Source organism: Pantoea sp. ACRSC (genome assembly GCF_022346785.1).
Taxonomy (GTDB): Bacteria; Pseudomonadota; Gammaproteobacteria; order Enterobacterales; family Enterobacteriaceae; genus Pantoea; species Pantoea alvi.
On record NZ_JAKRNN010000028.1, the window covers coordinates 24,961 to 50,079 of the forward strand.

Annotated in this window: 28 protein-coding genes and 1 pseudogene; 17 read left to right on the forward strand and 12 right to left on the reverse strand. The window is 59.1% G+C overall.

The window, feature by feature from the left end; genetic code table 11:
* Nucleotides 1-86: 86 nt before the first annotated feature.
* The gene (locus MHZ97_RS20075) at nt 87-260 is read left to right on the forward strand and encodes a GhoT/OrtT family toxin (RefSeq protein WP_239315537.1); all 174 of its coding nucleotides are present in this window, start codon (nt 87-89) and stop codon (nt 258-260) included.
* 138 nt (nt 261-398) lie between these two features.
* The gene (locus tag MHZ97_RS20080) at nt 399-572 is read left to right on the forward strand and encodes a hypothetical protein (RefSeq protein ID WP_193390062.1); all 174 of its coding nucleotides are present in this window, start codon (nt 399-401) and stop codon (nt 570-572) included.
* Nucleotides 573-666: 94 nt separating this feature from the next.
* On the opposite strand, the gene MHZ97_RS20085 is transcribed toward MHZ97_RS20080, so the two are convergent.
* The 3 genes from MHZ97_RS20085 to MHZ97_RS20095 are packed head-to-tail and all read right to left on the reverse strand — an operon-like array spanning nt 667 to nt 2,670.
* On the reverse strand, nt 667-1,569 hold the full coding sequence (locus MHZ97_RS20085; RefSeq protein WP_103797031.1) for a manganese catalase family protein: 903 nt from the start codon (nt 1,567-1,569) through the stop codon (nt 667-669).
* A gap of 60 nt (nt 1,570-1,629) precedes the next feature.
* On the reverse strand, nt 1,630-2,136 hold the full coding sequence (locus tag MHZ97_RS20090) for a ferritin-like domain-containing protein (protein ID WP_199187355.1): 507 nt from the start codon (nt 2,134-2,136) through the stop codon (nt 1,630-1,632).
* Nucleotides 2,137-2,193: 57 nt separating this feature from the next.
* Nucleotides 2,194-2,670 (reverse strand): ferritin-like domain-containing protein, encoded by a 477-nt coding sequence (locus MHZ97_RS20095; protein ID WP_033749031.1) that lies wholly within the window; start codon nt 2,668-2,670, stop codon nt 2,194-2,196.
* Between the two features lie 458 nt (nt 2,671-3,128).
* Between MHZ97_RS20095 and MHZ97_RS20100 the strand changes: the two genes are divergently transcribed.
* Nucleotides 3,129-4,316: an MFS transporter gene (locus tag MHZ97_RS20100; protein WP_239315536.1), complete on the forward strand. Its 1,188-nt coding sequence runs from the start codon at nt 3,129-3,131 to the stop codon at nt 4,314-4,316.
* Nucleotides 4,317-4,325: 9 nt separating this feature from the next.
* Here MHZ97_RS20100 and MHZ97_RS20105 read toward each other — a convergent pair whose 3' ends face one another.
* A complete protein-coding gene (locus MHZ97_RS20105; RefSeq protein WP_239315535.1) occupies nt 4,326-4,676 on the reverse strand; it encodes a cupin domain-containing protein in 351 nt (116 codons plus the stop codon).
* Nucleotides 4,677-4,789: 113 nt separating this feature from the next.
* On the opposite strand from MHZ97_RS20105, the gene glsB reads away from it, so the two are divergent.
* From glsB to MHZ97_RS20130, 5 genes are all read left to right on the forward strand, one after another.
* Entirely contained in the window at nt 4,790-5,710 is a 921-nt protein-coding gene (glsB, locus tag MHZ97_RS20110; protein WP_103797027.1) for a glutaminase B, read from the forward strand.
* A gap of 121 nt (nt 5,711-5,831) precedes the next feature.
* Complete coding sequence (locus MHZ97_RS20115) at nt 5,832-6,251, forward strand: DUF2946 domain-containing protein (RefSeq protein WP_239315534.1); 420 nt, start codon at nt 5,832-5,834, stop codon at nt 6,249-6,251.
* 75 nt (nt 6,252-6,326) lie between these two features.
* Nucleotides 6,327-8,054 (forward strand): DUF2534 family protein, encoded by a 1,728-nt coding sequence (locus tag MHZ97_RS20120; protein WP_239315533.1) that lies wholly within the window; start codon nt 6,327-6,329, stop codon nt 8,052-8,054.
* Nucleotides 8,055-8,450: 396 nt separating this feature from the next.
* Nucleotides 8,451-8,810: a hypothetical protein gene (locus tag MHZ97_RS20125; RefSeq protein WP_103797024.1), complete on the forward strand. Its 360-nt coding sequence runs from the start codon at nt 8,451-8,453 to the stop codon at nt 8,808-8,810.
* Between the two features lie 395 nt (nt 8,811-9,205).
* Nucleotides 9,206-9,910: a pirin family protein gene (locus tag MHZ97_RS20130; RefSeq protein WP_103797023.1), complete on the forward strand. Its 705-nt coding sequence runs from the start codon at nt 9,206-9,208 to the stop codon at nt 9,908-9,910.
* A gap of 33 nt (nt 9,911-9,943) precedes the next feature.
* On the opposite strand, the gene MHZ97_RS20135 is transcribed toward MHZ97_RS20130, so the two are convergent.
* A complete protein-coding gene (locus MHZ97_RS20135; RefSeq protein WP_103797067.1) occupies nt 9,944-10,156 on the reverse strand; it encodes a hypothetical protein in 213 nt (70 codons plus the stop codon).
* Nucleotides 10,157-10,340: 184 nt separating this feature from the next.
* Here MHZ97_RS20135 and MHZ97_RS20140 point away from each other — a divergent pair, with 184 nt between their 5' ends.
* The 7 genes from MHZ97_RS20140 to crtB all read left to right on the forward strand — a co-directional run bounded on the left by MHZ97_RS20140 (nt 10,341) and on the right by crtB (nt 17,966).
* Nucleotides 10,341-10,928, forward strand: coding sequence for a YtfJ family protein (locus tag MHZ97_RS20140; RefSeq protein ID WP_103797022.1), 588 nt, complete (start codon nt 10,341-10,343; stop codon nt 10,926-10,928).
* Nucleotides 10,929-11,206: 278 nt separating this feature from the next.
* Entirely contained in the window at nt 11,207-12,064 is an 858-nt protein-coding gene (locus tag MHZ97_RS20145) for a polyprenyl synthetase family protein (RefSeq protein WP_224481418.1), read from the forward strand.
* 34 nt (nt 12,065-12,098) lie between these two features.
* Nucleotides 12,099-13,133 (forward strand): type 2 isopentenyl-diphosphate Delta-isomerase, encoded by a 1,035-nt coding sequence (fni, locus tag MHZ97_RS20150; protein WP_103797020.1) that lies wholly within the window; start codon nt 12,099-12,101, stop codon nt 13,131-13,133.
* Nucleotides 13,130-14,419 (forward strand): glycosyltransferase, encoded by a 1,290-nt coding sequence (locus MHZ97_RS20155; protein WP_239315532.1) that lies wholly within the window; start codon nt 13,130-13,132, stop codon nt 14,417-14,419. The genes fni and MHZ97_RS20155 overlap by 4 nt, the downstream gene beginning before the upstream one ends.
* Entirely contained in the window at nt 14,403-15,566 is a 1,164-nt protein-coding gene (gene crtY / locus MHZ97_RS20160; protein ID WP_239315531.1) for a lycopene beta-cyclase CrtY, read from the forward strand. The genes MHZ97_RS20155 and crtY overlap by 17 nt, the downstream gene beginning before the upstream one ends.
* Complete coding sequence (locus tag MHZ97_RS20165) at nt 15,563-17,044, forward strand: phytoene desaturase (RefSeq protein ID WP_239315530.1); 1,482 nt, start codon at nt 15,563-15,565, stop codon at nt 17,042-17,044. The genes crtY and MHZ97_RS20165 overlap by 4 nt, the downstream gene beginning before the upstream one ends.
* Nucleotides 17,037-17,966 carry a 15-cis-phytoene synthase CrtB gene (crtB, locus tag MHZ97_RS20170; protein ID WP_103797016.1) on the forward strand — a complete coding sequence of 310 codons (930 nt, stop codon included), beginning with the start codon at nt 17,037-17,039 and terminating at the stop codon, nt 17,964-17,966. The genes MHZ97_RS20165 and crtB overlap by 8 nt, the downstream gene beginning before the upstream one ends.
* Here the strand turns inward: crtB and MHZ97_RS20175 are convergent.
* Nucleotides 17,905-18,438 (reverse strand): sterol desaturase family protein, encoded by a 534-nt coding sequence (locus tag MHZ97_RS20175; protein WP_239315529.1) that lies wholly within the window; start codon nt 18,436-18,438, stop codon nt 17,905-17,907. The two genes, crtB and MHZ97_RS20175, sit on opposite strands and share 62 nt — an antisense overlap.
* Nucleotides 18,439-18,707: 269 nt before the next feature.
* Here MHZ97_RS20175 and gstA point away from each other — a divergent pair, with 269 nt between their 5' ends.
* Nucleotides 18,708-19,310 carry a glutathione transferase GstA gene (gene gstA, locus MHZ97_RS20180; protein ID WP_103797014.1) on the forward strand — a complete coding sequence of 201 codons (603 nt, stop codon included), beginning with the start codon at nt 18,708-18,710 and terminating at the stop codon, nt 19,308-19,310.
* 32 nt (nt 19,311-19,342) lie between these two features.
* On the opposite strand, the gene MHZ97_RS20185 is transcribed toward gstA, so the two are convergent.
* The 3 genes from MHZ97_RS20185 to MHZ97_RS20195 all read right to left on the reverse strand — a co-directional run bounded on the left by MHZ97_RS20185 (nt 19,343) and on the right by MHZ97_RS20195 (nt 21,355).
* Nucleotides 19,343-20,359 carry an NAD(P)-dependent alcohol dehydrogenase gene (locus MHZ97_RS20185; protein ID WP_239315528.1) on the reverse strand — a complete coding sequence of 339 codons (1,017 nt, stop codon included), beginning with the start codon at nt 20,357-20,359 and terminating at the stop codon, nt 19,343-19,345.
* A gap of 28 nt (nt 20,360-20,387) precedes the next feature.
* Nucleotides 20,388-20,969 (reverse strand): flavin reductase family protein, encoded by a 582-nt coding sequence (locus MHZ97_RS20190; RefSeq protein WP_239315527.1) that lies wholly within the window; start codon nt 20,967-20,969, stop codon nt 20,388-20,390.
* A gap of 116 nt (nt 20,970-21,085) precedes the next feature.
* The gene (locus tag MHZ97_RS20195; protein WP_239315526.1) at nt 21,086-21,355 is read right to left on the reverse strand and encodes a hypothetical protein; all 270 of its coding nucleotides are present in this window, start codon (nt 21,353-21,355) and stop codon (nt 21,086-21,088) included.
* A 286-nt stretch (nt 21,356-21,641) separates the two neighbouring features.
* Between MHZ97_RS20195 and MHZ97_RS20200 the strand changes: the two genes are divergently transcribed.
* Complete coding sequence (locus MHZ97_RS20200) at nt 21,642-22,199, forward strand: thioredoxin domain-containing protein (RefSeq protein ID WP_239315525.1); 558 nt, start codon at nt 21,642-21,644, stop codon at nt 22,197-22,199.
* A 480-nt stretch (nt 22,200-22,679) separates the two neighbouring features.
* Here the strand turns inward: MHZ97_RS20200 and MHZ97_RS20205 are convergent, their stop codons facing one another.
* From MHZ97_RS20205 to MHZ97_RS20215, 3 genes and pseudogenes are all read right to left on the reverse strand, one after another.
* Complete coding sequence (locus tag MHZ97_RS20205) at nt 22,680-23,657, reverse strand: YsnF/AvaK domain-containing protein (RefSeq protein ID WP_239315524.1); 978 nt, start codon at nt 23,655-23,657, stop codon at nt 22,680-22,682.
* Between the two features lie 24 nt (nt 23,658-23,681).
* Nucleotides 23,682-24,089 carry a DUF2382 domain-containing protein gene (locus MHZ97_RS20210; protein WP_103797008.1) on the reverse strand — a complete coding sequence of 136 codons (408 nt, stop codon included), beginning with the start codon at nt 24,087-24,089 and terminating at the stop codon, nt 23,682-23,684.
* A gap of 599 nt (nt 24,090-24,688) precedes the next feature.
* A pseudogene (locus MHZ97_RS20215) lies at nt 24,689-25,000 on the reverse strand (phenolic acid decarboxylase); the annotation flags it as partial.
* Between the last annotated feature and the right edge of the window lie 119 nt (nt 25,001-25,119).

Consider the following 25,119-nt stretch of genomic DNA (forward strand, 5'->3'; position numbering starts at 1 on the left):
AATTTCCGATAAGGCTTTTTACTTGATCTGGATCACTATTTTCCGCATAGTGCGCAGCAAAACCACTATAACGATGCGGAGTAATGATGAGCCTCTATCAACATATGCTGGTGTTCTATGCGGTTATGGCTTCGATCGCCACGCTTATCACCTTTTTTATCGCAAAGGATAAGCTGTCGATTCGGGCGTTAAGCGCCTTTCTGGTCGGCTCTACCTGGCCGATGAGCTTTCCCGTCGCCCTGATGTTCGCCCTGTTCTGATCCCGTAAGCCGCCCTGCGGCTTCATGCTGATTTTTCGACCTTTTCCTGCCGCCAGCTACACTTATCACTACGCCTCTGGTCACGCTGATGACCAACGACGTTTGTTTGCTTACTTTTTATCATCACAAGGAGCGGATATGCGTTTTGTTGCCTTTGCCCTGTTTATCACTCTGCTTAGCGCCTGTCGGTCAGGTCCCATGGCGCCGGAAAAACCGGTACCTTCCGCGGAAACGCGGCAGCAGACCTGTCAGCCTGGCACCACCGCCAGTCAGAACGACTGCGGCCATTTTCCTGAACCGGAATTTCACTAATCAGTCAGCGCGCAGCCCGCGTTAAGCCAGTGCGGTCGCATTTAGGAGAGGGGGATATCGCGTCAGTCAGCAGTTTGACTGACGCGAGAGGCGGTTACGAGCGGGGTTTATCCGAGATCTGATTGGCTTCGCCCAGCGTCGAGCCAAGTTCAGCACCCGTGGTAGGGTTCAGGCTGGGATCGGAGGCGGTGCGGCTGGCCATATTAGCCAGGTCGGTCGCCTGATCGGACGGCAGGGTCACTGACGCGCTGCCGTCGCCGCCGTCAACGGCCGGCGCCGGATCGGCCACAAACTCAAAGTTCTCGTCAGAGTTCCAGCTGCCGCGCATATCACCTTCGCCTGACGACATGTTGTAGTAGACGTTGGAATATTGCTCAATCGGCGGCAGTTTACCCGGCGGGAAGTTATTGCGAATCGAGTAAAGCGCTTTTTCAAACGAGATCTGGTGCGCCACTTCACGCGTCATCAAAAAGCCCAGCGCATCTTTAACGCCGACGTCGTCGGTCATATTGATCAGACGCTCATAGAGGATTTTCGCGCGTGCCTCGGCGGCAATATTCGAACGCAGGTCGGCGGTGACTTCGCCGATGGTATCGACATAGGCCGCAGTCCAGGGTACGCCAGCTGAGTTGGTGAGCGGCGGCCCACCGCCGTAAAGCAGCGAGGTCAAATGGCTGTCGTTGCCGGCACCGGTTATGTTGCGATAAATCTCGCCCTCTTCCTCTGTGCCTTCAGCCAGCTGACCTTTCGCGCCTTTGTTCAGCATCCCTACCAGCGAACCGATAATTTCCAGGTGGCTCAGCTCTTCCGTGGCGATATCCATCAGCATATCTTTACGGCCCGGATCGTCATCGCCCAGTCCCTGGGTAAAGTAGCGACATGCCGCGGCGAGTTCGCCCTGAGGACCGCCAAACTGCTCCAGCAGCAGATTAGCCAGTCCAGGATTGGGCTTTTCAACACGGACCGTATACTGCAGTTTCTTTACGTGTCTGAACATTGCTCATTCCTTTCAAGTTGGATTTAAGCTCTCTTTGCAGAGAGCCTGGCCGTGGCGTTATTATTTTTTCGCTTCAACGCCTTCAGCCGCATCGCGCGTCATAAACTGCTGCGTTACGTCCGGCAGATGCGTCAGGCACCACTCCGCCATCGCAATCTCCTGCTCACGAATCTGTTCGAAGATACGCACGCCTTCGTGGTCGCCCACCAGTTCCGCCGCAGCGATTAACGAGGTGTAGTTGGCGATCTCAAACTGCTCAAAGACATAGCCGCTGATTGCACCCTTCACCACTTCGTCGTCGGCAAACATGCCGCCCATCGCCTGACCCATCGCGGAGAGTTTGCCCAGCGCATCTTTAAAGGCTGAGTTGGAGGTATCATTACGATCGATCACCGACTGTAATAAGCTCTGCTGCTGACGCGTTTCTTCAATATGTTGCTGAATGCGCGCTTTTAAATCAGGATAATGTTCGAGACGAGCGGCCATTTTTTCCAGCATGCTTTCCGCCTGCTTTTCCATAGCGTGCGCATCTTTCAGCCAGGCCAGATAATTCTCTTGATGTGACATAATTCACCTCTTTAAAAACGTTAGCGCTGCGAAAATAAATCGTCTACCAGGGGGTAATTAACTGGTTTTCTCAGCAATTACATTCAGCTTTTCATCTGTGGCTTTTTCTTCCTGCAGCGTTTCGGCCAGTAATTTTGCCGCTTCGTCAAAGCCTAATCTTTTTGCCATTGCAGTGAGCGTGCCGTAGGTAGCAATTTCGTAGTGTTCAACTTTCTGGGCGGCGCCAATTAAGCCAGCGTCGCGCACCGGACCGGCTTCAACGGAGTCGATAATCTCCTGAGCCTCTTCTACCAGGCCCTCCAGCGCATGACATTTCATACGGCGGATGCGCAGTTCTTCAGTCTTTTCAACAATTTGGTCCAGACGTTCAATTTGTCCGCGCGTCTCTTCAAGGTGGGCTTCAAACGCTGCTTTCAGCGAGGCGTCAGTGGCTGCGCGTGCCATTTTTGGCAGCGCACGCGTAATCTGTTTTTCTGCGCTGTAAACATCAGAAAGGTCATGAATAAAAAGATCCACCAGTGTTTTAATCGCCATTACAAGTTCCTCTTATCAAATCAGGTGATTGCTTTCCTGGCCAGGACGCTACAGAAATTAATAATAGTTGCTAAGCACAATTGCGCAAATTTAATAAAAGCGAAGCGTGGGGTAAAAATGGGTTGATTACTAAGGAATATTCTTATTTTTGTCTGAGATGCCGCTTCAGTTAAATAGCGAACAGGTGGCGCCCGCTATTTGAAAAACACCTTTTGATTATCGCTCCGCTTATTTAGCACGGGTAGCATCTGACAACCCAGAATAAGCCAGCGCTTTTATTATCATTTTGTCTGGTATTGCTTAGCAAAATATATGCGGGGCGGCGGCGGGTCAGCTTTACAGCAACGGCGGCAGCCTTTAAAGTAGCGCCCAGACATCGGGACCAGCGCCTGATGCGTAAGCGTTAACGTCAACCAACGCACCACAGCGGCTCTGCCGTGCTTTGTGATGCGGATTTCATGACTCCTCTACGGGCTTCCCGTCTTACCCAACCTGGTTTTTTCCTGCTGGTGTTACTGCTGACCGCGGCTAACCTGCGCGCGCCCATAACCGCTGTCGGCCCGGTGCTGGAAAACATTCGCCACGCCTTCGGCCTGAGCGCCGCCGCCGCGGGCTTTTTCAACTTTATTCCGCTGATGATGTTCGCCGCGCTGGCGCCGTTCGCCGCCATGCTGGGCAACCGCTTTGGTCTGGAGCGCAGCCTCTGGGCGGCGCTGCTGCTGATTACGCTGGGTTCAATCCTGCGCTGGCTGCCGGCCGAGGCTGCCCTCTGGAGCGGCACGGCGCTGCTCAGCGCGGGGATCGCCGCCGCCAACGTGCTGCTGCCGCCGCTTATTAAACGCGACTTTACCCAGCATACCGCGAAATATATCGGGCTCTATGCCGCGACCATGTCGCTGACCGCCAGTCTGGCGTCGGGGATCGCCGTGCCGCTTGCTGCCCTGTCCGAGGCGGACTGGCGGCTGTCGCTCGGCGTCTGGGCGCTGCCGGGGGTTGTCGCGCTGCTCGCCTGGCTGCCGCTGCTGCGGATGCCGCGCGCAGCAGGCCCGTCAGGTGCGCCCTCTTCCCTCTCCGCGAGCGTCACGCCCTGGCGATCGATCATCGGCTGGCAGGTTTCGCTGTTTATGGCGCTGCAGTCGCTGGCGTTTTACACCCTGATCGACTGGTTTACGCCCTACGCGCAGAGCACTGGCTACACTCAGGCGGAAGCAGGCTGGCTGCTGTTTCTCTACCAGGCGGTGGCCATTGTTGCCAACCTCGGCTGTATGGTGGCGCTCAAACGGCTGCGCGACGCGCGCCTGACCGCCCTGGTCTCTTCCGCCGCTATTTTCTGCGGCATGCTCGGTCTGCTGCTGCTGCCGCAGCTGGCGGCGCTGTGGCTCGTTATCGCCGGGTCGGGCGCGGGCGCCTCGCTGGTGCTCTGTCTGTCGCTGTTCAACCTGCGCGCCCGCGATCACCGTCAGGCGTCGCAGCTTTCCGGGATGGCGCAGTGTGTAGGCTATGCGCTGGCGGCGCTCGGCCCGCTCGCTTTCGGCGTTTTGCACCAGCAGAGCGGCGGCTGGACGCTGCCGCTCACCCTGCTGGCGGTGCTGAGCTTTGCGCAGATGCTGCTGGCACCGCTGGCCGGCAGCAGCAGACAGATATGAGCTAAGCCATCAATCCTTTTTCTCTGGCGGCAGCGCGTAATGGACCGCCAGCCAGATCGTCGGTTCATCGCGGCTGGTCCAGTTCACGCGATGGCGCGTCTGCGCGGGCAGATTGATGAAATCGCCCGCGCGCAGCACCCGCTCCTCGGCTTCATGCTCCAGCTGCACGCCCGCCGCGCCCTGCACCACCAGCACCCATTCGCCCTGCGGCTGGCAATACCAGAAGCCGGGCGGGCTCGCCTGACCGGTCGAGATAATCCGTTCGATGCAAAGATCGGGTCGGCGCAGCAGCGCCTCAAAGGTCTCTTGTTCGCCGCGCTCGGCGGCCTGCGGAAAAGCGTCAAACAGACTGGTTAACATAGCGGCCTCGGGGTCGCGGTGAGAGTTCACATATTTTACACGCGCTGCATTGATTCAGCGGCGACTCGCGTTCATTATCCGGCGCCAGACGCCTCAGAAAAGGAGATTCACTCGTGACCGAACTCAGCAACGCGCTACTGGAAGAGATTCTGGAGCAGGTGCGCCCGCTTACCGCGCGCGGCAGCGTCGCCAGCTATATTCCCGCGCTGGCCGAAGCGCCCGCGCATGCGCTCGGCATCGCCGTGGCGACGCCGGACGGTCAGTACTGGCAGGCAGGCGACGCGCAGGAGCGCTTCTCTATCCAGTCCATCTCTAAAGTGCTGTCGCTAAGCGTAGCGCTCACCCGCTACTCCGATGATGAAATCTGGCAGCGCGTCGGTAAAGAGCCCTCTGGCCAGCCGTTTAACTCGCTGGTACAGCTGGAGCTGGAGCACGGCAAGCCGCGCAATCCCTTTATCAACGCCGGGGCGCTGGTGATATGCGATATGCTGGAAACGCGCCTGACCGCGCCGCGCCAGCGCATGCTGGAGATTGTGCGTCAGCTGAGCGGCCAGCCCGATATTCATTACGATCGCCACGTCGCCCGCTCCGAGTATGAGCACTCGGCGCGCAACGCCGCTATCGCCTGGCTGATGAAGTCGTTCGGCAATTTTCATAACGACGTCAGCAAGGTGATGCAGACCTACTTCCACTACTGCTCGCTGTCGATGAACTGCGTCGAGCTGGCGCGCAGCTTTGTCTATCTGGCAAACCAGGGCAAAACGGCCGACGGCGCGCAGATTATCACCCCGCGTCAGGCGAGACAGATTAACGCGCTGATGATCACCAGCGGCATGTATGACGGCGCGGGCGAGTTCGCCTGGCGCGTCGGCATGCCGGCGAAGTCGGGCGTCGGCGGCGGCATCATCGCCATTATTCCCAGTAAAATGAGCATTGCGGTCTGGTCGCCGGGCCTGGACGCCATCGGCAATTCGCTGGCGGGCACCGCTGCGCTGGAGCTGCTCAGCGAGCGTCTCGGCAGCTCTGTTTTCTAGCGGGTACGGCGTGGTGCTCAGACGATACAGGCAAAGCCTAAGAATTTTTACGGAATTAGCCCCGTTTATCGCCGTAACGCGGTAAAATAGCGCCTGACGTTTACCAGCCAGTGATGTTTTAATGACCTTTTTCACCCCGTTGCAACAGCGACTCAGCGCCTGCCTGGCTATCCTGGCGGTGCTTCTGCTGTTTGTCGCGCCCGTGGTGTCGAAGGATCTGATGGCGCGCCATGCTGGCGCAATGGCCGCTCCGATGATGTCGATGCCGCACGGCGCCGAAGCCATGCCGATGATGCATCATATGGACGACGCCATGATGTCCCCCGGTCATATGATGGCGGGGGAAGAGGGTATCGCCTGCGGCTACTGCGAGCTGCTGGTGCATGTGCCGCTGATGATCTGGGCTGCGGTTCCCCTTCTCTGGCTGATGATGCTGATCTCCCGCGCGCCGCCGCCGACGCAGCGCGCGGACCCGCCGCCGTGCCGACGCCAACGCCGCGTCTACCGGCCTCGCGCCCCGCCTTCCCGCTGCGCTTTTTAATCAGAATACCTGCCTTTCCGCCCTGTAAAGCGACGGAAACGGGTTCGTCTTTAACTGAATAAAAATGGATGTGCTATGTCATCACTTCGGGAAACGGCGCCGCCGCGCGGCGCGTTATTCAATTTTTTACGCCGCCTGCACTTTTACATCGGGCTGTTTATCGCTCCCTTTATCTTTATTGCTGCGCTGACCGGCACCCTCTACGTGCTGACGCCGCAGATTGAGAATGTGCTTTACGCTTCAGCGCTCACCACCGAGCCGCAGGGAACGGCGCAGCCGCTTTCGGCCCAGGTCGCCGCGGCGCGGCGTCATATCGGCGAGGCGGCGCGGGTTTATGCGGTGCGGCCGGCCCCTGGCGCGCAGGATACGACCCGCGTGCAGTTCAGCCAGAGCGATCTCGGTCCGTCTGAGTCGCGCTCGGTGTTTATCGATCCCTATACCCTGCAGGTTAAGGGCGATATGACGGTTTACGGCACCAGCGGCGTGCTGCCGCTGCGCATGTGGCTGGATCAGCTGCATCGCGGTCTGCTGCTGGGCGACGCTGGCCGCCTCTACAGCGAACTGGCTGCCTCCTGGCTTTGGGTCGCCGCCCTCGGCGGTCTGGTGCTGTGGCTCGGCACGCGTCCGCGCAGAAAGGTGAAAAAGCCCACGTCGGGCTTCGCCTTCGCCCGCCACTGGCATATTACCCTTGGCCTGGCGCTGTCGCTCGGCCTGCTGTTCTTTTCGGTCACCGGCCTGACCTGGTCGCAGTGGGCAGGCGGCAACATTGATAAAATGCGCAGCGAGCTGGGCTGGATGACGCCGCAGGTGCGCACCGCACTGGACGCCAGCGCGCCCGCCGCCAGCGCCGATCCCCATGCCGACCATCACGCAATGCCGCAGATGGACGGCATGGATATGAGCGGTATGGCGATGCCAGCCAAACCGGCTCACGCCGTGAATGTCCGGGACGCTGACTGGGACAGCGTGCTTAACGCCGCACGCCGCGCCGATATTCACGCCGCAAAACTGGAGCTGCGCCAGCCGAAAGCGGACGGCCAGGCCTGGACGGTCAGCGAGATCGATCGCAGCTGGCCGAGTCAGGTTGATGCCGTTTCGGTGGATCCGGCGACGTTTGCTATCGTCGACCGCGTTGAGTTCGCGCACTTTCCGCTGGTGGCGAAGCTGACCCGCTGGGGCGTTGACGCCCATATGGGCGTGCTGTTTGGCTGGCCCAATCAGCTGCTGCTGGCCTTTTTTGGCTTTGGCCTGTGCGCCACCATCGCGTTCGGCTACCGCATGTGGTGGATCCGTCGTCCGGCGCTGCCGGTGCAGAACCCGGCGCAAACGCTGGTTATCGCCTGGCTGGCGATGCCGCGCTACGCGCAGGCCGTCTCACTGATGGTCGCGCTGGCGCTGGGCTGGGCGCTGCCGGTAATGGGCGCCAGCCTGCTGGCGTTTGTCGCGCTCGATCTGCTGCGCTGGCGCAGGGCGCAGCGCGCCGCCATGCCGCAGCCGGAAGCGCCGCTGGATCAGCAGTCGCCGTTGGGCATCGTGCGCGGACGCTTCGCTGAAAAGCGGAAAGAGATGCGTTATTTCCTGCGCAGCGTGGTGATTTTGTGGCTGATTGTCGGCACGGTAATGGGCAAGGCCATTATCAGCGGCGTGATAGATCAGTATCAGATCGCCTTTAGCGACTGGTCGCTGCTGATGTATGTCACCCAGGGGTTGATGGTGATCCTCTATACCTCGGTCTTTACCGGCCTGATGTCGATTCCGCTGTGGTATTTCTTCCTCGGCGAGAGCAGTGATAGCGGGGATTAAAACCCGTTAATCAAGGATGATTTCTGATTAAAAAAGTCGCTGCGTATAAAGCAACAAGTCTGGTCGCCCTTTCAGACCACAAAAACCGCGCCGAAAGCCCATTTTGCTTCCGTGCGCGGTCTCCTTTTACCCCTGCCTGCCATTAACAGATACAGATGTCCGGGGATATTCCCTCTGCACCAGCACAATCTGGTACCGGGAGTCCTCCCCAGGAATCCAGCAGGCGGCGCCAGCCTTTTACTCCATCAGTTTTGCCAAAACAGGCCTGACAGATCGCATCCGGTCGATCGCTATCTCAGGTTGTCTGTTTCGCCATCAGTTAAATAGCCGGTATGACCGAACTCAATGAAAGGTGCCTGACGGAATGCCATAAAGCCGGAAAAAAAGGACACCCAGATGAAATATGCTTTGCTCTCACTTTTTCTTATATTGGCTTCCACAAAGGTACAGGCTCTCTCCCTCGATAATTCCGATATCAGACTGCTTTGTCCCGTGCGTGGACAGATTGAAGTCATCCTCCATCGTTATGAGCACACACAGGAATCATGGGGCACGGATCACTTTGAAACGGGTGGCGGGCACGCGCGAAAAGGGTCTCTTTTGCTATTTCAGTTCGCAAATATGGATGAAATGATTTTCAATCATAAAACTGGAAATTTTTATTACTGGTATGAAGACCATCAGCGGCTGGTCAGTTGTCGGTTATTAAGTTTAAAAAATCTCTATCCCGTCGATATTCCCTATTATCGTGAATAGACGGCATATCACAGGCGTTACCGCCTGAAAAACTTTCCTCACTGCCCGGCAGGCTTTATGCCTGGCAACATGGAAAGCGCTTTGCTAAAAGGGCACACGTCACCCTCCATAACAAATAAGTACACAGCGGGCAGAGGTAAAGAGTGGTTTGATGCTTAGCGCGAATGCAGAATAACGTTGCTGTACCACCGTTAAGCCTCTGAATTTTGATTGATTAAATAGCTGGTGACTTACCCGGCGAGAGCGACGAACAGGGTAAGTAAAGGCGCAGGCTGCCCGCCCGCCGTGGCGGGCGGCTTGTTCAAAAAAACTGAACTCTCTCAGCAATTCCCCCTCCTTCTCTTCTTTTCCAGCAGGTTTATTATCCCTCTGTAAGCTCATAACAGGAGAAGATGATGAACATTGTGCGTGCCCATCGCGGCCAGCTGTTTGAATATGGTCCCTTTACCATTCGCCGTCTTCGCCCCGGCGAACGCTTTGGGCCGCTGGCGATTGTCGATATGACAACGCTCAAGCTCGGCGCGCGCATTCCGATGCATGAGCATGTGAACGATGACATCCTCAGCTACGTCTGGCGCGGCTCGGTGCAGCATACCGACCCGCAGGGCGAGCGCACGCCGCTGTCGGCTAAACGGGTAATGGTGGTAAATGCGGGTGATGGTCTGCGGCATGAAGAGTCCGCACCGCTGATTGAAGCTGAACTGTTGCAGGCGTTTATCCGCCCGGCGCGCGCCGGAGGCGAAGCGAAAACCCAGCTGCTGGAGCGCGCTGACGGCGTCGCCCATAACGCCTGGACATGGCTGGCGGGGCCGGAAGGCAGTGCCGCGCCGCTGACGCTGCGTCAGGCGGTGCATATCTACGACGTACGGCTGGAGCGCGGCAAAACGCTGGCGGTGCCCGCGCTGCCCGGCTTCGCGCCCTGGCTGGCGGTGCTGGACGGCGTGGTGAATCTGGAGGGACAGCGTCTGCATAAAGGGGACGTGGCCGGTGACGCCGACGCATTGCCAGAGGTAACCGCCGAGCGCGACGCCACGCTGATCTGTTTTCTGGTGGATGCGGAAGCGACCGGCGTAATGAGCGGAACCGTTAGCGGCAGTTGATAATAAGGGAAGGTGAACACCTTCCCTTTTTTATCAGGCGTGGTGACGGGCGCGCTGTAGTCGGTGCCGGAACTGACGTACCTCTTCGCGCGACCAGCAGCGTTCTCTGAACGCTACGTTTTGCAGCGGCGCCGGCAGTGGTACCCCATCCAGCGATCCGCGATTGCAGTAGGCACGCACCAGCCTCAGCGGAGAGACCCCCAGGTAGCGCGCAACATCAGACAGCGTCATCAATTCACTTTTCATACCCATCTCCTTTTGCGAGCGATTCACTGCATCTTCGATTCCTTTCACCGCGCGTTGTTTGATCTGGCGCATTGAACCAGTGATTAAATTTTGAGCAAGGCGTAAAAATTCATCATTTCTTAACTGGCGAAGCGGCAGATTTTCACCCAGGCTTGAGGCTCTTTCCTTCTGCGTGCGAGGATGCGTGAAACTTTACCCACTGCTGCTTATCAGCCTGCTGTTTCCTCTCCTTGCCGCTGCACACAGCGTTGAAACGGGAAAACCTCTTCCGCCGGTCTTTATCGCCAACGAGGGCGAGCTGGTGATGCAGCATGAGATGCTGGGCTATCAGCGCTGGAGCAGCCAGTCGCTGACCGGCAAAGTCCGCATGGTGATCCACGTCGCCGGGCGGCTGTCGGCCAAAGAGCAAAACGCGCCGCTGATCGCCGCCGTCCAGCAGGCAAACTTTCCGCGCAGCCGCTTTCAGACCACCACTATCGTCAATACCGACGACGCCATTCCAGGCAGCGCCATTTTTGTCGAGCGCAGCATTAAATCGAGCAAGCGCGACGCGCCCTGGCAGCATTTCGTGATCGACAGCAGCGGTGTGGCGCGCAACAGCTGGCAGCTGACGCCGCACGGCTCCGCCGTGATGCTGCTGGACGCACAGGGGGTGGTGCGCTTCGCCAGAGATGGCGCGCTGACGCCGCAGGAGGTCAGGCAGGCTATTGCTTTGCTTAACCAGCTGCTTTCCACTGCCGCGGCGCCATCCGACCCGGCACTTAGTTCGTGAATAAAATTATTATTTTATTATCACTTATCTCCGTTTTGCCCGTCAGCAGGCGAATTCTCGACTACGCTTTATTTCACCGTCTCGCCAAAACCAAACAACAATGCTGATCTGCGACGACGCTAAAAATAACAGGTTCGACGTTAATTATTAGATGGCTCTTTCTGCGCCACTTTGTTCATTTGCAATTACGACAGGCCGACGCTCACCTGCAAGTAAGGACTGCCATTATGACCATTTTTGCTGAAAGAGACTCTACTCTCATCTACAGCGATCCCCTGATGTTACTGGCGATTATTGAACAGCGTCTTGACCGACTGCTGCCGGTAGAAAGCGAACGCGACTGCGTGGGGCTCGCCATGCGCGAAGGCGCGCTGGCGCCGGGCAAACGCATCCGGCCGGTACTGCTGATGCTGGCCGCTCACGACCTTGGCTACCGCGACGAACTCAGCGGGCTGCTCGACTTCGCCTGCGCCGTCGAGATGGTGCATGCCGCCTCGCTGATACTCGACGATATTCCCTGCATGGACGATGCCGAACTGCGGCGCGGCCGGCCGACAATCCATCGCCAGTTCGGCGAGCCGGTGGCGATTCTCGCCGCCGTCGCCCTGCTGAGCCGCGCCTTCGGCGTAATTGCGCTGGCGGACGGCATTAGCAGCCAGGCGAAGACCCAGGCCGTGGCGGAGCTTTCCCATTCAGTCGGCATTCAGGGGCTGGTGCAGGGACAGTTTCTCGATCTGACCGAAGGCGGCCAGCCGCGCAGCGCCGACGCCATTCAGCTGACCAACCACTTTAAAACCAGCGCGCTGTTCAGCGCGGCGATGCAGATGGCCGCGATTATCGCCGGCGCGCCGCTGGCGTCGCGTGAAAAGCTGCACCGCTTCGCGCGGGATCTCGGCCAGGCCTTTCAGCTGCTGGACGACCTGACCGACGGCCAGAGCGACACGGGAAAAGATGCCCATCAGGACGTGGGGAAATCGACGCTGGTGAACATGCTGGGCAGCAAAGCGGTAGAGAAGCGCCTGCGCGACCATCTGCGACGCGCCGATCGCCACCTCGCTTCGGCCTGCGACAGCGGCTACGCCACCCGGCACTTCGTGCAGGCCTGGTTCGATAAAAAACTCGCTATGGTCGGCTGACCGCGCGTTTCCTGTCTGAGTATATGGAGCAGCAATGAAGGACACGGACCTGACGAAACGCAAAAACGATCATCTGGACATTGTTCTGCGTAATACCGCGCCGGCGTCGGGCAGCTTCGCCCGCTGGCACTTTACCCACTGCGCCCTGCCGGAGCTGCACCTGGATCAGATCGATCTGCGCACGCGGCTGTTCAATCGCCCCATGCAGGCGCCCTTTCTTATTAGCTCAATGACCGGCGGCGCGGCGCGCGCCCTCTCGATTAATCATCATCTTGCCGAAGCGGCGCAGACGCTGGGTCTTGCGCTGGGGGTCGGTTCGCAGCGCGTGGCGCTGGAAAGCGACAACGATTCTGGCCTGACGCGCGATTTACGCCGTATCGCCCCGGATATTCCGCTGCTGGCGAACCTCGGCGCGGCGCAGATTCTGGGCGAACAGGGCCGCAGGCTGGCGCGGAATGCGGTAAGCATGATCGAGGCGGATGCGCTGATCGTCCATCTTAATCCGCTGCAGGAAGCGCTGCAGCGCGGCGGCGATCGCGACTGGCGCGGCGTGCTGCAGGCGATTGCGCAGCTGGTGAAGTCGCTGGAGGTGCCGGTGGTGGTGAAAGAGGTTGGCGCGGGTATCTCGGCCGAGGTTGCGCAGCGGCTCGCCGAGGCGGGCGTAAGCATGATCGATATCGCAGGTGCGGGCGGCACCAGCTGGGCGGCGGTAGAGGGCGAACGCGCCAGCACCCCGCAGCAGCGCGCGGTGGCGATGGCCTTTGCCAGCTGGGGTATTCCCACAGATGAAGCCTTACGCGCGGTGCGCGACAGACTGCCTGCCATACCGCTTATCGCCTCAGGCGGCATCCGCGACGGCATCGACGCGGCGAAGGCGCTGCGGCTCGGTGCGGATATCGTTGGCCAGGCGGCGGCGGTGCTCAGCAGCGCCCTGCACTCTACGGATGCGGTAGTCGCGCACTTTAACACGCTGATTGAACAGCTGCGCGTCGCCTGTTTCTGCACCGGCAGCGCTAATCTGCGCCAGCTGCGCCTTGCGCCGCTGCATCGCGCCGGAGAAACGCTATGAGCCATTTCGCCGCGATCGCCCCTCCCTTTTACAGCCACGTGCGCGCGCTTCAGGCGCTGGCGCAGAGCCTGATAGCGCGCGGCCATCGGGTGACCTTTATTCAGCAGGCGGAGGTTGCCACCCTGCTCAGCGACGCCGCTATCGGCTTTCACGCCATCGGCCTGGAAACGCATCCTGTCGGCACGCTCGACCGTACGCTGGCGCTGGCGGCCCATCCCGGCGGCCTGGGCATTCTGCGCCTGATCCGCGATATGGCCAGCAGCACCGATATGCTGTGCCGCGAGCTGCCGGAGGCGCTGCGGGCGCTGGCGGTAGATGGCGTGATCGTCGATCAGATGGCGCCAGCGGGCGGGCTGGTGGCGGAGGCGCTGCGGCTGCCCTTCGTTTCGGTCGCCTGCGCCCTGCCGGTCAATCGTGAAGCCCATTTTCCATTGCCGGTCATGCCTTTTTTGTGGGGCACCAGCAGCGCCGCGCGCGAGCGGTTCGCCTCCAGCGAAAAAATTTATGACTGGCTGATGCGCAGCCACGATCGCGTGCTGGCGCGCCATGCCGACGCCTTTGGCCTTGCCGACCGCCGTCAGCCGCACCAGTGCCTGTCGCCGCTGGCGCAAATCAGCCAGCTGCCGCACGCCCTCGACTTTCCGCGCCGCGAGCTGCCGGCCCATTTCCACGCCACCGGCCCGCTGCGCGAACCGCCCGCCGCTGCCGCAGCGCCGCTGTTCAGTAACCGCGGCCAGCCGCGCGTTTTCGCCTCGCTCGGCACGCTGCAGGGCGGCCGTTACGGGCTGTTTAAAACGCTGGCGAAAGCCTGCCGCGAACTGGAGGCGGAGCTGCTGATCGCCCACTGCGGCGGCCTGAGCGATTTTCAGGCGCGTAAACTGCTGCGCGCCGGGGCGGCGCAGGTAGCCGCCTTTGTCGATCAGCGCGCCGCGCTGGCGCAGGCGGACGTGGCCATTACCCACGGCGGCTTAAATACGGTGCTCGACGCCGTAACCTATGGCACGCCGCTGCTGGCGATTCCGCTGGCATTCGATCAGCCCGGCATTGCCGCGCGGCTGGCGCACCATGGCCTGGGGATGCGCGCGTCGCGCTTCTCCACCAGCCATCAGATTGCGCGTCGCCTGCGTCGCCTGCTGGACGATGGTGCGGTTAAGCAGCGCATGACGCGCCTGCAGCCGCAGCTGGCCGCCTGCGGCGGCGTCGAGCGCGCGGCTGAGATTACCGAGCGCGCGCTGCTGACGCGCCAGCCGGTGCGCGCGGAGAAGTACTATGACATCGCAGTATGATCTGCTGTTGCTCGGCGCCGGTCTGGCGAACGGGCTGCTGGCGCTGCGGCTGAAAGCGCTCCAGCCGCAGCTGCGCGTGCTGGTGCTTGATGCCCACGCCCACGCCGGTGGCAATCACACCTGGTGCTTTCACGAAGAGGATCTCAGCGCCGCGCAGCATCAGTGGATTGCGCCGCTGGTGGCGCACCGCTGGCCGCACTACGAGGTACGCTTTCCCGCGCTGACGCGCCAGCTTAACAGCGGCTATTTTTGCGTCACTTCCGCGCGCTTTGACGAGGTGCTGCGCGCGACGCTCGGCGACGCGCTGCGGCTTAACCACACCGTCGCCAGCAGCGGCCCCGATCACGTGCAGCTCGCCAGCGGCGAAGTGCTGCGCGCGCGCGCCGTCATTGACGGCCGCGGCTATCAGCCCGACGCCGCCCTGCAGATTGGCTTTCAGTCCTTTGTCGGTCAGGAGTGGCGCCTGAGCCAGCCGCATCAGCTGGAGGGGCCGATTCTGATGGACGCGGCCGTGGATCAGCAGGGGGGCTATCGCTTCGTCTATACCCTGCCGCTCTCGCCGACGCGTCTGCTGATTGAAGATACCCACTATATTAACAACGCCTCGCTGGCGACGGCGCAGGCGCGGCAGAATATCTGCGACTACGCCACCCGCCAGGGCTGGCAGCTGGAGACGCTGCTGCGCGAAGAGCGCGGCGCGCTGCCGATTACGCTGGCGGGCGATTTCGACCGCTTTTGGCATCATCGCGCCCCCTGCGTCGGCCTGCGCGCCGGGCTTTTTCACCCCACGACCGGCTACTCCCTGCCGCTGGCGGCGACGCTGGCGGACGCGCTCGCCGCAGAGGCGGACTTCTCCCCTGAGGCGCTCGCGCCGCGTATTCACCGCTTTGCGCAGGCGGCGTGGCGTAAACAGGGCTTTTTCCGCATGCTTAACCGCATGCTGTTCCTGGCGGCCGAGGGCGATCGGCGCTGGCGCGTAATGCAGCGCTTTTACGGCCTGCCCGAGGGGCTGATCGCCCGGTTTTACGCCGGACGGCTGACGCTGGCCGACCGCGCGCGCATTCTTAGCGGCAAGCCGCCGGTCCCGGTGCTGGCGGCGCTGCAGGCTATTCTCACCCACCCTTCTGGACGAAGAGCATCACGATGAAGCACACCACGGTAATTGGCGCAGGATTTGGCGGGCTGGCACTGGCAATTCGCCTCCAGGCAGCAGGCGTTCCAACGCGGCTGCTGGAGCAGCGCGACAAGCCGGGCGGCCGCGCCTATGTTTATCAGGATCAGGGCTTTACCTTTGACGCGGGCCCGACGGTGATCACCGATCCGTCCGCTATTGAAGAGCTGTTCGCCCTGGCGGGAAAATCGATGCGCGACTATGTCGAGCTGCTGCCGGTGACCCCTTTTTACCGGCTCTGCTGGGAGACGGGCGAGGTGTTTAACTACGATAACGATCAGGCTCGGCTGGAAGCGGAGATCCGCAAATTTAATCCAGCCGACGTGGCGGGCTATCAGCGCTTCCTCGACTATTCGCGCGCCGTGTTCGCCGAAGGCTACCTGAAGCTCGGCACCGTGCCCTTTTTGTCGTTCCGCGATATGCTGCGCGCCGCACCGCAGCTGGCGCGCCTGCAGGCGTGGCGCAGCGTTTACAGCAAGGTGGCGAGCTTTATCGAGGATGATAAGCTGCGGCAGGCCTTTTCGTTTCACTCGCTGCTGGTCGGCGGCAACCCCTTCGCCACCTCGTCGATCTATACGCTGATCCACGCGCTGGAGCGCGAATGGGGCGTCTGGTTTCCGCGTGGCGGCACCGGCGCGCTGGTGCAGGGCATGCTGAAGCTGTTCCAGGATTTAGGCGGCGCGCTGGAGCTTAACGCGCGCGTCAGCCATATCGAGGCGAAAGAGGCCGCGATTTCCGCCGTGCATCTGGAGGATGGTCGGGTATTTGAAACCCGCGCAGTCGCCTCTAACGCCGATGTGGTGCATACCTATGGCGATCTGCTCGGCAGGCACCCCGCCGCCGCCGCACAGGCCAAAAAGCTGAAAGGCAAGCGCATGAGCAACTCGCTGTTTGTGCTCTATTTTGGCCTGAACCATCATCACGATCAGCTGGCGCACCACACCGTCTGCTTCGGGCCGCGCTACCGTGAGCTGATTGACGAGATCTTTAACCGCGACGGGCTGGCGGAAGATTTCTCGCTTTATCTCCATGCGCCCTGCGTGACCGATCCCTCGCTGGCGCCGCCGGGCTGCGGCAGCTACTACGTGCTGGCACCGGTTCCCCATCTTGGCACCGCCGATCTCGACTGGAACGTTGAGGGGCCGCGCCTGCGCGATCGCATTTTCGCCTATCTCGAAGAGCACTATATGCCCGGCCTGCGCAGCCAGCTGGTCACTCACCGCATCTTCACGCCGTTCGATTTCCGCGACCAGCTTAATGCCTATCAGGGCTCTGCGTTTTCCGTTGAGCCGATTTTGCGCCAGAGCGCCTGGTTCCGGCCCCATAACCGCGACAGCCATATCCGCAATCTCTATCTGGTCGGCGCGGGTACGCACCCAGGCGCGGGCATCCCCGGCGTGATCGGTTCCGCCAAAGCCACCGCAAGCCTGATGCTGGAGGATCTGCATGCATAATCCGACGCTGCTGCACCATGCCGTAGAGACGATGGAAGTCGGTTCGAAGAGTTTCGCCACCGCCTCAAAGCTGTTCGACGCGAAAACGCGCCGCAGCGTGCTGATGCTCTACGCCTGGTGCCGCCACTGTGATGATGTGATCGATGACCAGCAGCTTGGCTTTCCAGGCGAGGTTCCTTCGGCGCAGACCCCGCAGCAGCGTCTGGCAAATCTGGAGCGCAAAACCCGCCAGGCCTACGCGGGCGCGCAAATGCATGAACCCGCCTTCGCCGCCTTTCAGGAGGTGGCGATCGCCCACGATATCTCTCCCGCTTACGCTTTCGACCATCTGGAAGGGTTTGCAATGGACGTCCGCGGCGCGCGTTATGAAACCTTTCAGGATACGCTGCGCTACTGCTACCACGTGGCGGGCGTGGTGGGATTAATGATGGCGCAAATTATGGGGGTGCGCGACGAGGCGGTGCTGGATCGCGCCTGCGATCTCGGCCTCGCCTTTCAGCTGACCAATATTGCGCGCGATATCGTTGAAGATGCGCGAGTCGGCCGCTGCTATTTGCCGGAAAGCTGGCTGGAGGAGGCCGGGCTGGATCGTCTTCACTTTGCCGATCGCGCTCATCGCCCGGCGCTGGCGAATCTGGCGCGGCGGCTGGTGAGCGAGGCGGAGCCCTACTACGCCTCTGCGTCGGCCGGGCTGGCCGGGCTGCCGCTGCGCTCTGCGTGGGCGATCGCCACGGCGAAAGAGGTTTATCGCCGCATTGGGGTTAAGGTCTACGGCGCGGGGGAAACGGCCTGGGATCGCCGCCAGTCCACCAGCAAACAGGAGAAGCTTCTGCTGCTGGCGGCGGGGGCGGCGCAGGCGATCAGGTCTCGGGCGGCTGCTTCTCCGCCGCGTCCTGCCGAGCTCTGGCAGCGTCCGCGTTAGGCCGACGTCCGTGACGCTGACGCAGCGTCGCCTGTAATTTCTCCAGCGGCGGCGCATAGAGGAAGCCGAAGGAGACGCAGTCTTCCCGGCCGCGCACCGCATGGTGCAGCCGGTGCGCCATGTAGAGTCGTTTAAAGTAGCCGCGACGCGGTATGTACTTAAAAGGCCAGCGCTGGTGTACCAGCCCGTCATGCACAATAAAATAGAGCAGGCCGTAAAGCGTCATGCCTGCGCCTATCCACTGTAGCGGCCAGACGCCGCGGCTGCCCAGGTAGATCAACAGAATCGCCAGCCCGGCGAACACCACAGCATAGAGATCGTTCACTTCAAACCAGCCGCTGTGCGGTTCATGATGCGACCGGTGCCAGCCCCATCCCCAGCCGTGCATAATATATTTATGCGACAGCGCGGCGGTAATCTCCATCGCTACGACGGTCAGTAATACGATCCCAGCATTCCACAACCACAGCATATCTTCTCCCGTCAGTGCATCCTGCCAGCCAGCGCAGGCTGGCCATCATCAGCTGCGGCACGCCGCAGGCGAACCTTAAGTCTAGGCTATAGCCTGTAATTCGCCGCAGCGTTTAAACGGAAGATCGGGCAAGTTCCAGCCGCTGACTGACCTGAAGGCCACTGAATAATGTTGCGCCTTCCAGCCGTTAGCACAAAAGGCAATGGCGCAAGCCGCCCGCGCTGCCGTAGACTGCGGCGGCACAAAGCAAAAACAGGGATTACAACCACATGAAGCTGTTCTACAAAGCGGGCGCCTGCTCGCTGACTACCCACATTATTCTGCATGAAACCGGTTTGCCGCATACCTCCGTCGCGGTGGATTTAAAAACCAAACGTACCGCGGAAGGCGACGATTTTCTGGCGATCAACAGCAAAGGCTATGTGCCAGCGCTGCAGCTGGATAATGGCCATGTGCTGACCGAGGGCGCGGTTATCGCTCAGTATCTGGCGGATTTAAAGCCGGAGAGTCATTTGCTGCCGGCAAGCGGCGAAGCACGCTATGCGGTGCTGGAGTGGATGAACTTTATTTCAACTGAACTGCATAAGGGCATCGGTGCCTTTTTCAACCCGGCCATTACGCCGGAGTGGAAGGCGGCAGCAACCGCAACCCTGACTAAACGCCTTGACTGGCTGGCGGAAGCGCTGGGCGAAAACCGCTATCTGCACGCTGACCACTTCACCATTGCCGATGCCTATCTGTTCAACGTGCTGAGCTGGTTCCGCGTGGTTGATTTCAGCCTGGATCGCTGGCCGGCACTGCAGCGCTTTGCGGCGACGCATGCGCAGCGTCCGTCGGTGATCGCCGCGATGAAATCGGAAGGCCTGATGTAATAAAACAGCGCGCCCGAGGGCGCGCTGTTCGATCAGAAGTCCGCCTTCAGCACGATGCGATAGTGCGCCTTACCGGCGCGCAGGTGATCGAGCGCGTCATTGATTTTTGACATCGGGAAATATTCCACGGTCGGCGCGACATCTGCGCGCGACGCCAGGCGAAGCAGCGAGCGCAGCTGGCCAGGCGAGCCGGTAGAAGAGCCGGTAACGCCGCGATCGCCAAGGATCAGGCTAAACGCCGGTACTTCAAACGGCTTCATTACCGCCCCAACGGTGTGGAAACGCCCCTTCGCCGCCAGCGCCTGGAAATAGGGCTGCCAGTCGAGATCGACCGCGACGGTGCTGATAATCAGATCAAACTGGCCGGCCAGCTTGTTCAGCGCCTCTGGATCGCGGCTGTTAACCACATGATCGGCGCCCATCTGTTTAATGGTTTCAGTTTTGGAAGGCGACGAACTAAACGCCGTGACTTCCGCGCCCAGCGCGCGCAGCAGTTTAATCGCCATATGGCCAAGACCGCCGATACCAATCACCCCTACCCGGCTGGTGGCGGTAATGTTATGCATCAGCAGCGGTTTGAAGACGGTGATGCCGCCGCACAGCAGCGGGCCAGCAGTAGCCGCGTCGAGATTTTCCGGCAGCGGAATAACCCATTGCCAGTTGGCGCGCAGGTGGCTGGCGAAGCCGCCGTGATTGCTGATGGTGGGAACGTTATTGTTGACGCAGTTAACCTGCTCGCCGTTAATACAGGCGTCGCAGTAGTGACAGCTTTTCGCCGTCCAGCCGATGCCGACGCGCTGGCCCATGCTCAAACCTTTGTTTTTGGCGCTGTCGCCCAGCGCGACCACGCGACCAATCACTTCGTGACCGGCGATAAGCGGATAGGCCGAAATGCCCCACTCATTGTCGATCATCGAGAGATCGGAGTGGCACACGCCGCAATAATCCACTTCTACTTCAACATCCTCCGCAGCCAGCGGGCCGGGATCGTACTCATAGGGTTGAAGCGCTTCTCCGGCCGTCATGGCCGCGTAACTTTTGAATTTCATGCTTTTCCTCGCTGAGGTTATAAATGCGCTAAAGCATTTTGGCGCTGAAGCTGTTCGCAACCGTCACGAACTGCCCGCCGCCAAGATGATGCAACGTGTGAAGCGCGCGGTTTTCGTCGCTGAAATGCCAGCGACCGTCATAAAACACCCGGCTGTCAGCCGCCGCCGCCACGACTTCACCAAACAGGGTGTCGTAATTTTGCTGCGCTTCTGTTGCCGGCAGCAGCCGGCACTCCAGCCAGGCGACGCAGCTCTCTTCCAGCAGCGGCACGCCCAGCTCCGGCCCTTTAATCGCCTGAATATTATAGTCGGCGAATTTATCCCTCTCGCGTCCTGACGTATTGCCGACGGCATAGGTCAGATCGGCGAAGGCGGCAGCCGGTACGCAGACGCCAAAGGTGCCGCTCGATTCAATCAGCTCGCGCGACCATGTGGCTTTATCGACCACGATCGCCACGCGCGGCGGGGTAAACTCTACCGGGGTCGACCAGGCGGCGGCCATGACGTTGCGGCGCTGAGTTTGCGGATGCTGGCTGGTAATCAAAATGGTAGGACCGTGGTTAAGCAGACGGCTGGCATGTTGCAGCGCTACCGGGCGGAAATGCGACATAGAGCGGTTCCTTACGGAAATCGACGCACGCTATTTTGCGCGTCATAAATTGCTGTAAACGTTTTACTTTACGCGTTTTCGTCCACAGCCATTTGCAGCTGCGTGCCGAGCCGCTTTTATAATAGTTCGTGATTGAGCGGCGTGCGAAAAGCATGGCGCGCAGCGCTCATTAGCTGCTCCGCCGTAACAGTGGGCGGTAGCCTGGTCAGCACTTTGCTCGCCTGCCAGTAGCACAACACCATCACCTCATCGGTTTCGCTTTCCGCCAGCTCTTTTAGCCGCGCCCGCAGCGTCGGCACATTCAGCGTTTGCTGCTCGTCGAGCATCTCTTCGATGGTTTTGATGATGACGTCATGGATCGTTTTCCAGGAAAGATTAGTAAGCAAAATCAACCTCTTCTAGCGCTTTCCGGCTCCGGAACTGTTATAACTTTTCCCACGCAGGCGAAACCTGCGCGGGTGAGATAATATTAACATGGCATTAACTATAGCTGGACTGACGGGCTTTCGGCGACTTTTACATAGCGGAATTATTTCTGTGGAAGCGTTTTCAAAAAAGCCGTTAATGTGGGGTAAAAGCGTACCTGTCAGGGTTTTACCAGCCTTCGGTAAGGGACTGAGACAGGCCGCTTTTTTTAATATCAGACGTGCAGGATAAAACAGGAGAGCATCTGTGCAGAAAGAAGGTATAACGGCTGATGCGCTGGTCTGGGGTGAGGGGCCGCGCGTTTTCGAAATTTTTCTGGAACCCACCTGCCCTTTTTCCGTGCGCGCTTTTAATAAGCTCGACGCGCTGCTGGACTATGTGGGCGAAAAAGAGATGACGCTTAAAATTCGTTTGCAGTCGCAGCCGTGGCATCTCTATTCAGGGCTGATTGTGCGCTATATCCTTGCCGCCTCAACCTTACCTGAGGGCAAGCACGCCGCCAGAGCGGTGCTGAAAGCGGTGGCCGATCATCGCGAAGAGTTCGAATTTACCGATCACTGCCGCGGGCCGAATATGCAGACGACGCCGGAAGAGATCCTGGCACGCCTGCAGCGCTATAGCGGTGTTGACGCCCGCGCCGCTTTCGACCGGGCAGAGCTGCAAAATGAAATAAAGTGGCACTGCAAGTATGCGCGCCAGAATGGCGTACACGTTTCGCCAACCTTTATGATCAACGGCCTGATTCAAGCCGATATGGGCAGTGGTGATGAGATAACAGCATGGGCGAAGCGCCTGATGGCCTGATATAAATTCGCCTGCTAAGGAAGCAGGCGAGGTGAATTACTGGTCGGTCTCGTCATCTTCGTAAGCAGGTATTTCTGCATCATCCGGCAGCGGTTCGGTATCGGGGCGTTCTGACATCATAAAGCTCCTGTGGAGGGCGATGAAAAACATAGCATATCGCTACATCGGCGCGGCTTTCAGACGCCTTTAAGCCAAAAAAGGAGCAACCCTGTCTGTTTGCCGGTTACCTGTTGCGCTTATCTGCGTCAACGGCTGGTCAATCATAGGGTTAGCAATATTGGGCATCAGGCGAAGCGCGCTGCAACTTTTCGGTAACATCTGGCAATATATTAAACTACTGAAAACTGGGGCGATGCCGATAAATTGATGCGTGCAGTCGGGGAGGTTGGCCGCGAGCCAACACCAGGGCAACCGCGTCAACTTCCCCGCTGCAGCAGTTCTCCTGCAAGCCCGGCGAGTCTGCGCCAGGCTGAGGGAACCTTATGGACGCTTCAGCAGAGGATCGACTTTATCCTTATCCTCAACGCCTGAAACGCCGCTTCGCTCAACGATATCATCGTCTACGCCGGTTGTGGTTCCGGCGGTATTAAACGCGCCTGCCGGTTTGGCCGTGGCGCTGCCGGTGCCGCTCAGCGGGGTATCTGCGGCAAGATGGCTATCTGCGTGATCGATATCCACTTCCTGACGACGCACCGAGTCGGTGATATTTTCTACCCGCTCGCTCTGATCTGTGCGCACCACCACTTCTTCTTTGATATGTGCGGTTTTGTTGATCACCGGCTGCTCATGGGTTTCTGCCACTTCGATGGTTTTATCTTCCCAGTCAACGTTATCCGTCGCAGCGAGATCGTTAGTGGAGCGGCGGAAAATATCCGCATGCTGTTCCTGCAGGGAAATGTCTTCGGACACCTGATCGGTCACGGTGTAACGGCGGACGCGCGTTGTGCCTTCGCTCACCAGACGTTTACCCACTTCCAGACGCTCTTCGGCAAGGCGCAGCACTTCCTCTTCGCTTTCGTCGCCGGTCAGCGAGGTGCGAACCGGCTGCGTCAGGCCGCTGTCGGCGACGCTGTTTACGCCGGTGGTGCTTTGCGCGGTAGAGACGGTATAGCCGTCATCCTGCGACAGGGTATTGCCAGCCGGCAGTTCGCCGGTGTCATGCGCATCCAGAATGCTGTAAGCGCGCGGCAGCTTATCCTCTTCAGCGCGCAGGGTTAACACCACGCTGCCTGAGTTAATCGCATCTTCATAGACGCCGCTTTGCTCTTCGTCCAGCGTACTGCCGAACAGGCGCTGCCAGAAGCTGGGATGACGAGCCTCATGTCCTTCAGATTTCAAACGTTCGCCAGAAATCACATCAATATCATGCTCGGCGAAACCCGCCTTGATCAGGCTACGCTTAGCCCCTTCTGCCTGAGCCAGGGTACTGAACATCGTTACGATCTTTTCGTGTGCCATGATTTCCTCCTGCGTGATGATGGCTTAGGTGTCATCTTTTTTCCGGTTAATCTCGACATGCTGTTTGCGTAATGAAACGGTCTCTTCCCAGGGAACCTCTTCATGCGTTCGCCGGATATGCAACTCCTCTTTCAAAACCAGCCTGCGAATGACCTCAACCTCTTCTTCTACGACCGGAACGATAAGGACGCCCTCTTCTTCCCTGATATCCGGCATAGACGCAATGCGCTCATTTTTCGGCACATGCGTTACCTCGACGTTTTCACGGCGCAACAGTAGACTTACTGGCTCGCTGTGAGTTGAAGTCTGGCGTTTTACGGTGACATAACCATCCAGTACTTCTTCCCGCGATACGGTCAGCTTTTCTTCAGCCAGATGCAGTATTTCCTCTTCTGCATTTGGATGTTCGTCATTGTTTGAAGAAGAAGCCATATTTCACCCTTAATGAAATGCCCGGTTGAAATAAACACCCTGATATAATCAAATCAAAAGCATTTACAACTAATGAAATTTAATTGTGAATCAAAACACAGCCGTTGCAAGCCAAGCGGTGAAAAAAAATAAAATTAAACATGCGAAAAGCGCGCGGTTATAAATTCACCGCTTTACACAAATAGAATTTATCCTGCACAGCCAGTCACTTATTGAAGGATTTGCTGTTAATCGCGCGCACTGTTAATTCAGGACGATTCCTGGCGGCAAAAAAATTAAATTTAACTATGCAGCAGGGATTATTATCTTTAACGCGCTGATATGCATTGGTTTCATATTTATATGAAAAAAAGTGCGCGGGTAAATATGTAAAACTATGTCAGCACATCACCCGTCGAGGCGCGGGTTTAAATAAGGCGTCTGGGACCAGCCGCGTAAAGAGGCGGCTAATTTTATGCCAGTGAAAACCAGAGGCTGAGCCTTTGCGGTGCTATCGCAGGCCAGCAGCGGGTGCAGGGGGAGCGGAGGTGAAAGAGAGCCTGGCTCAGGGACAGAGGCTAAAGGCGATCTGCCGCGACGCATCGCGGCAGATCGACGTACTATTTCCCTTCAAAGAAATTTTCAGGCAGCTGGCCTGGCGCGCAGTTGATAATGCTGTCGTTATCCGGCCCTTCATTTTTCATATAGGTGACTTCGGCGAACTCGGGAATGATGACATAGGGATAGGCCGGGCCTTCATCTCTGAAGCGATGCATATCGTCGATAAACTCATTCTGGTAGCAGATGGTTTTTTCTGGATGCTGGCCTTCGCCGGCGATCCACTGCGGAAAGAAGATGGTGCCGTGCAGCAGTTTGCGGTTCAAATCAAACAGCAGGCTAACGCAGGTGCCGGTCGGCTCATGCCAGTCCACCGGCTTTGTTGAATAAATCAGCTTCAGGACGAGTGACTCTGTAGCTGACCGGGTTTTCAGGCAATACGCACGCTTTCTGGCATACCAGCCTTCGTTATTTTATTCAGCGCACGCACCAT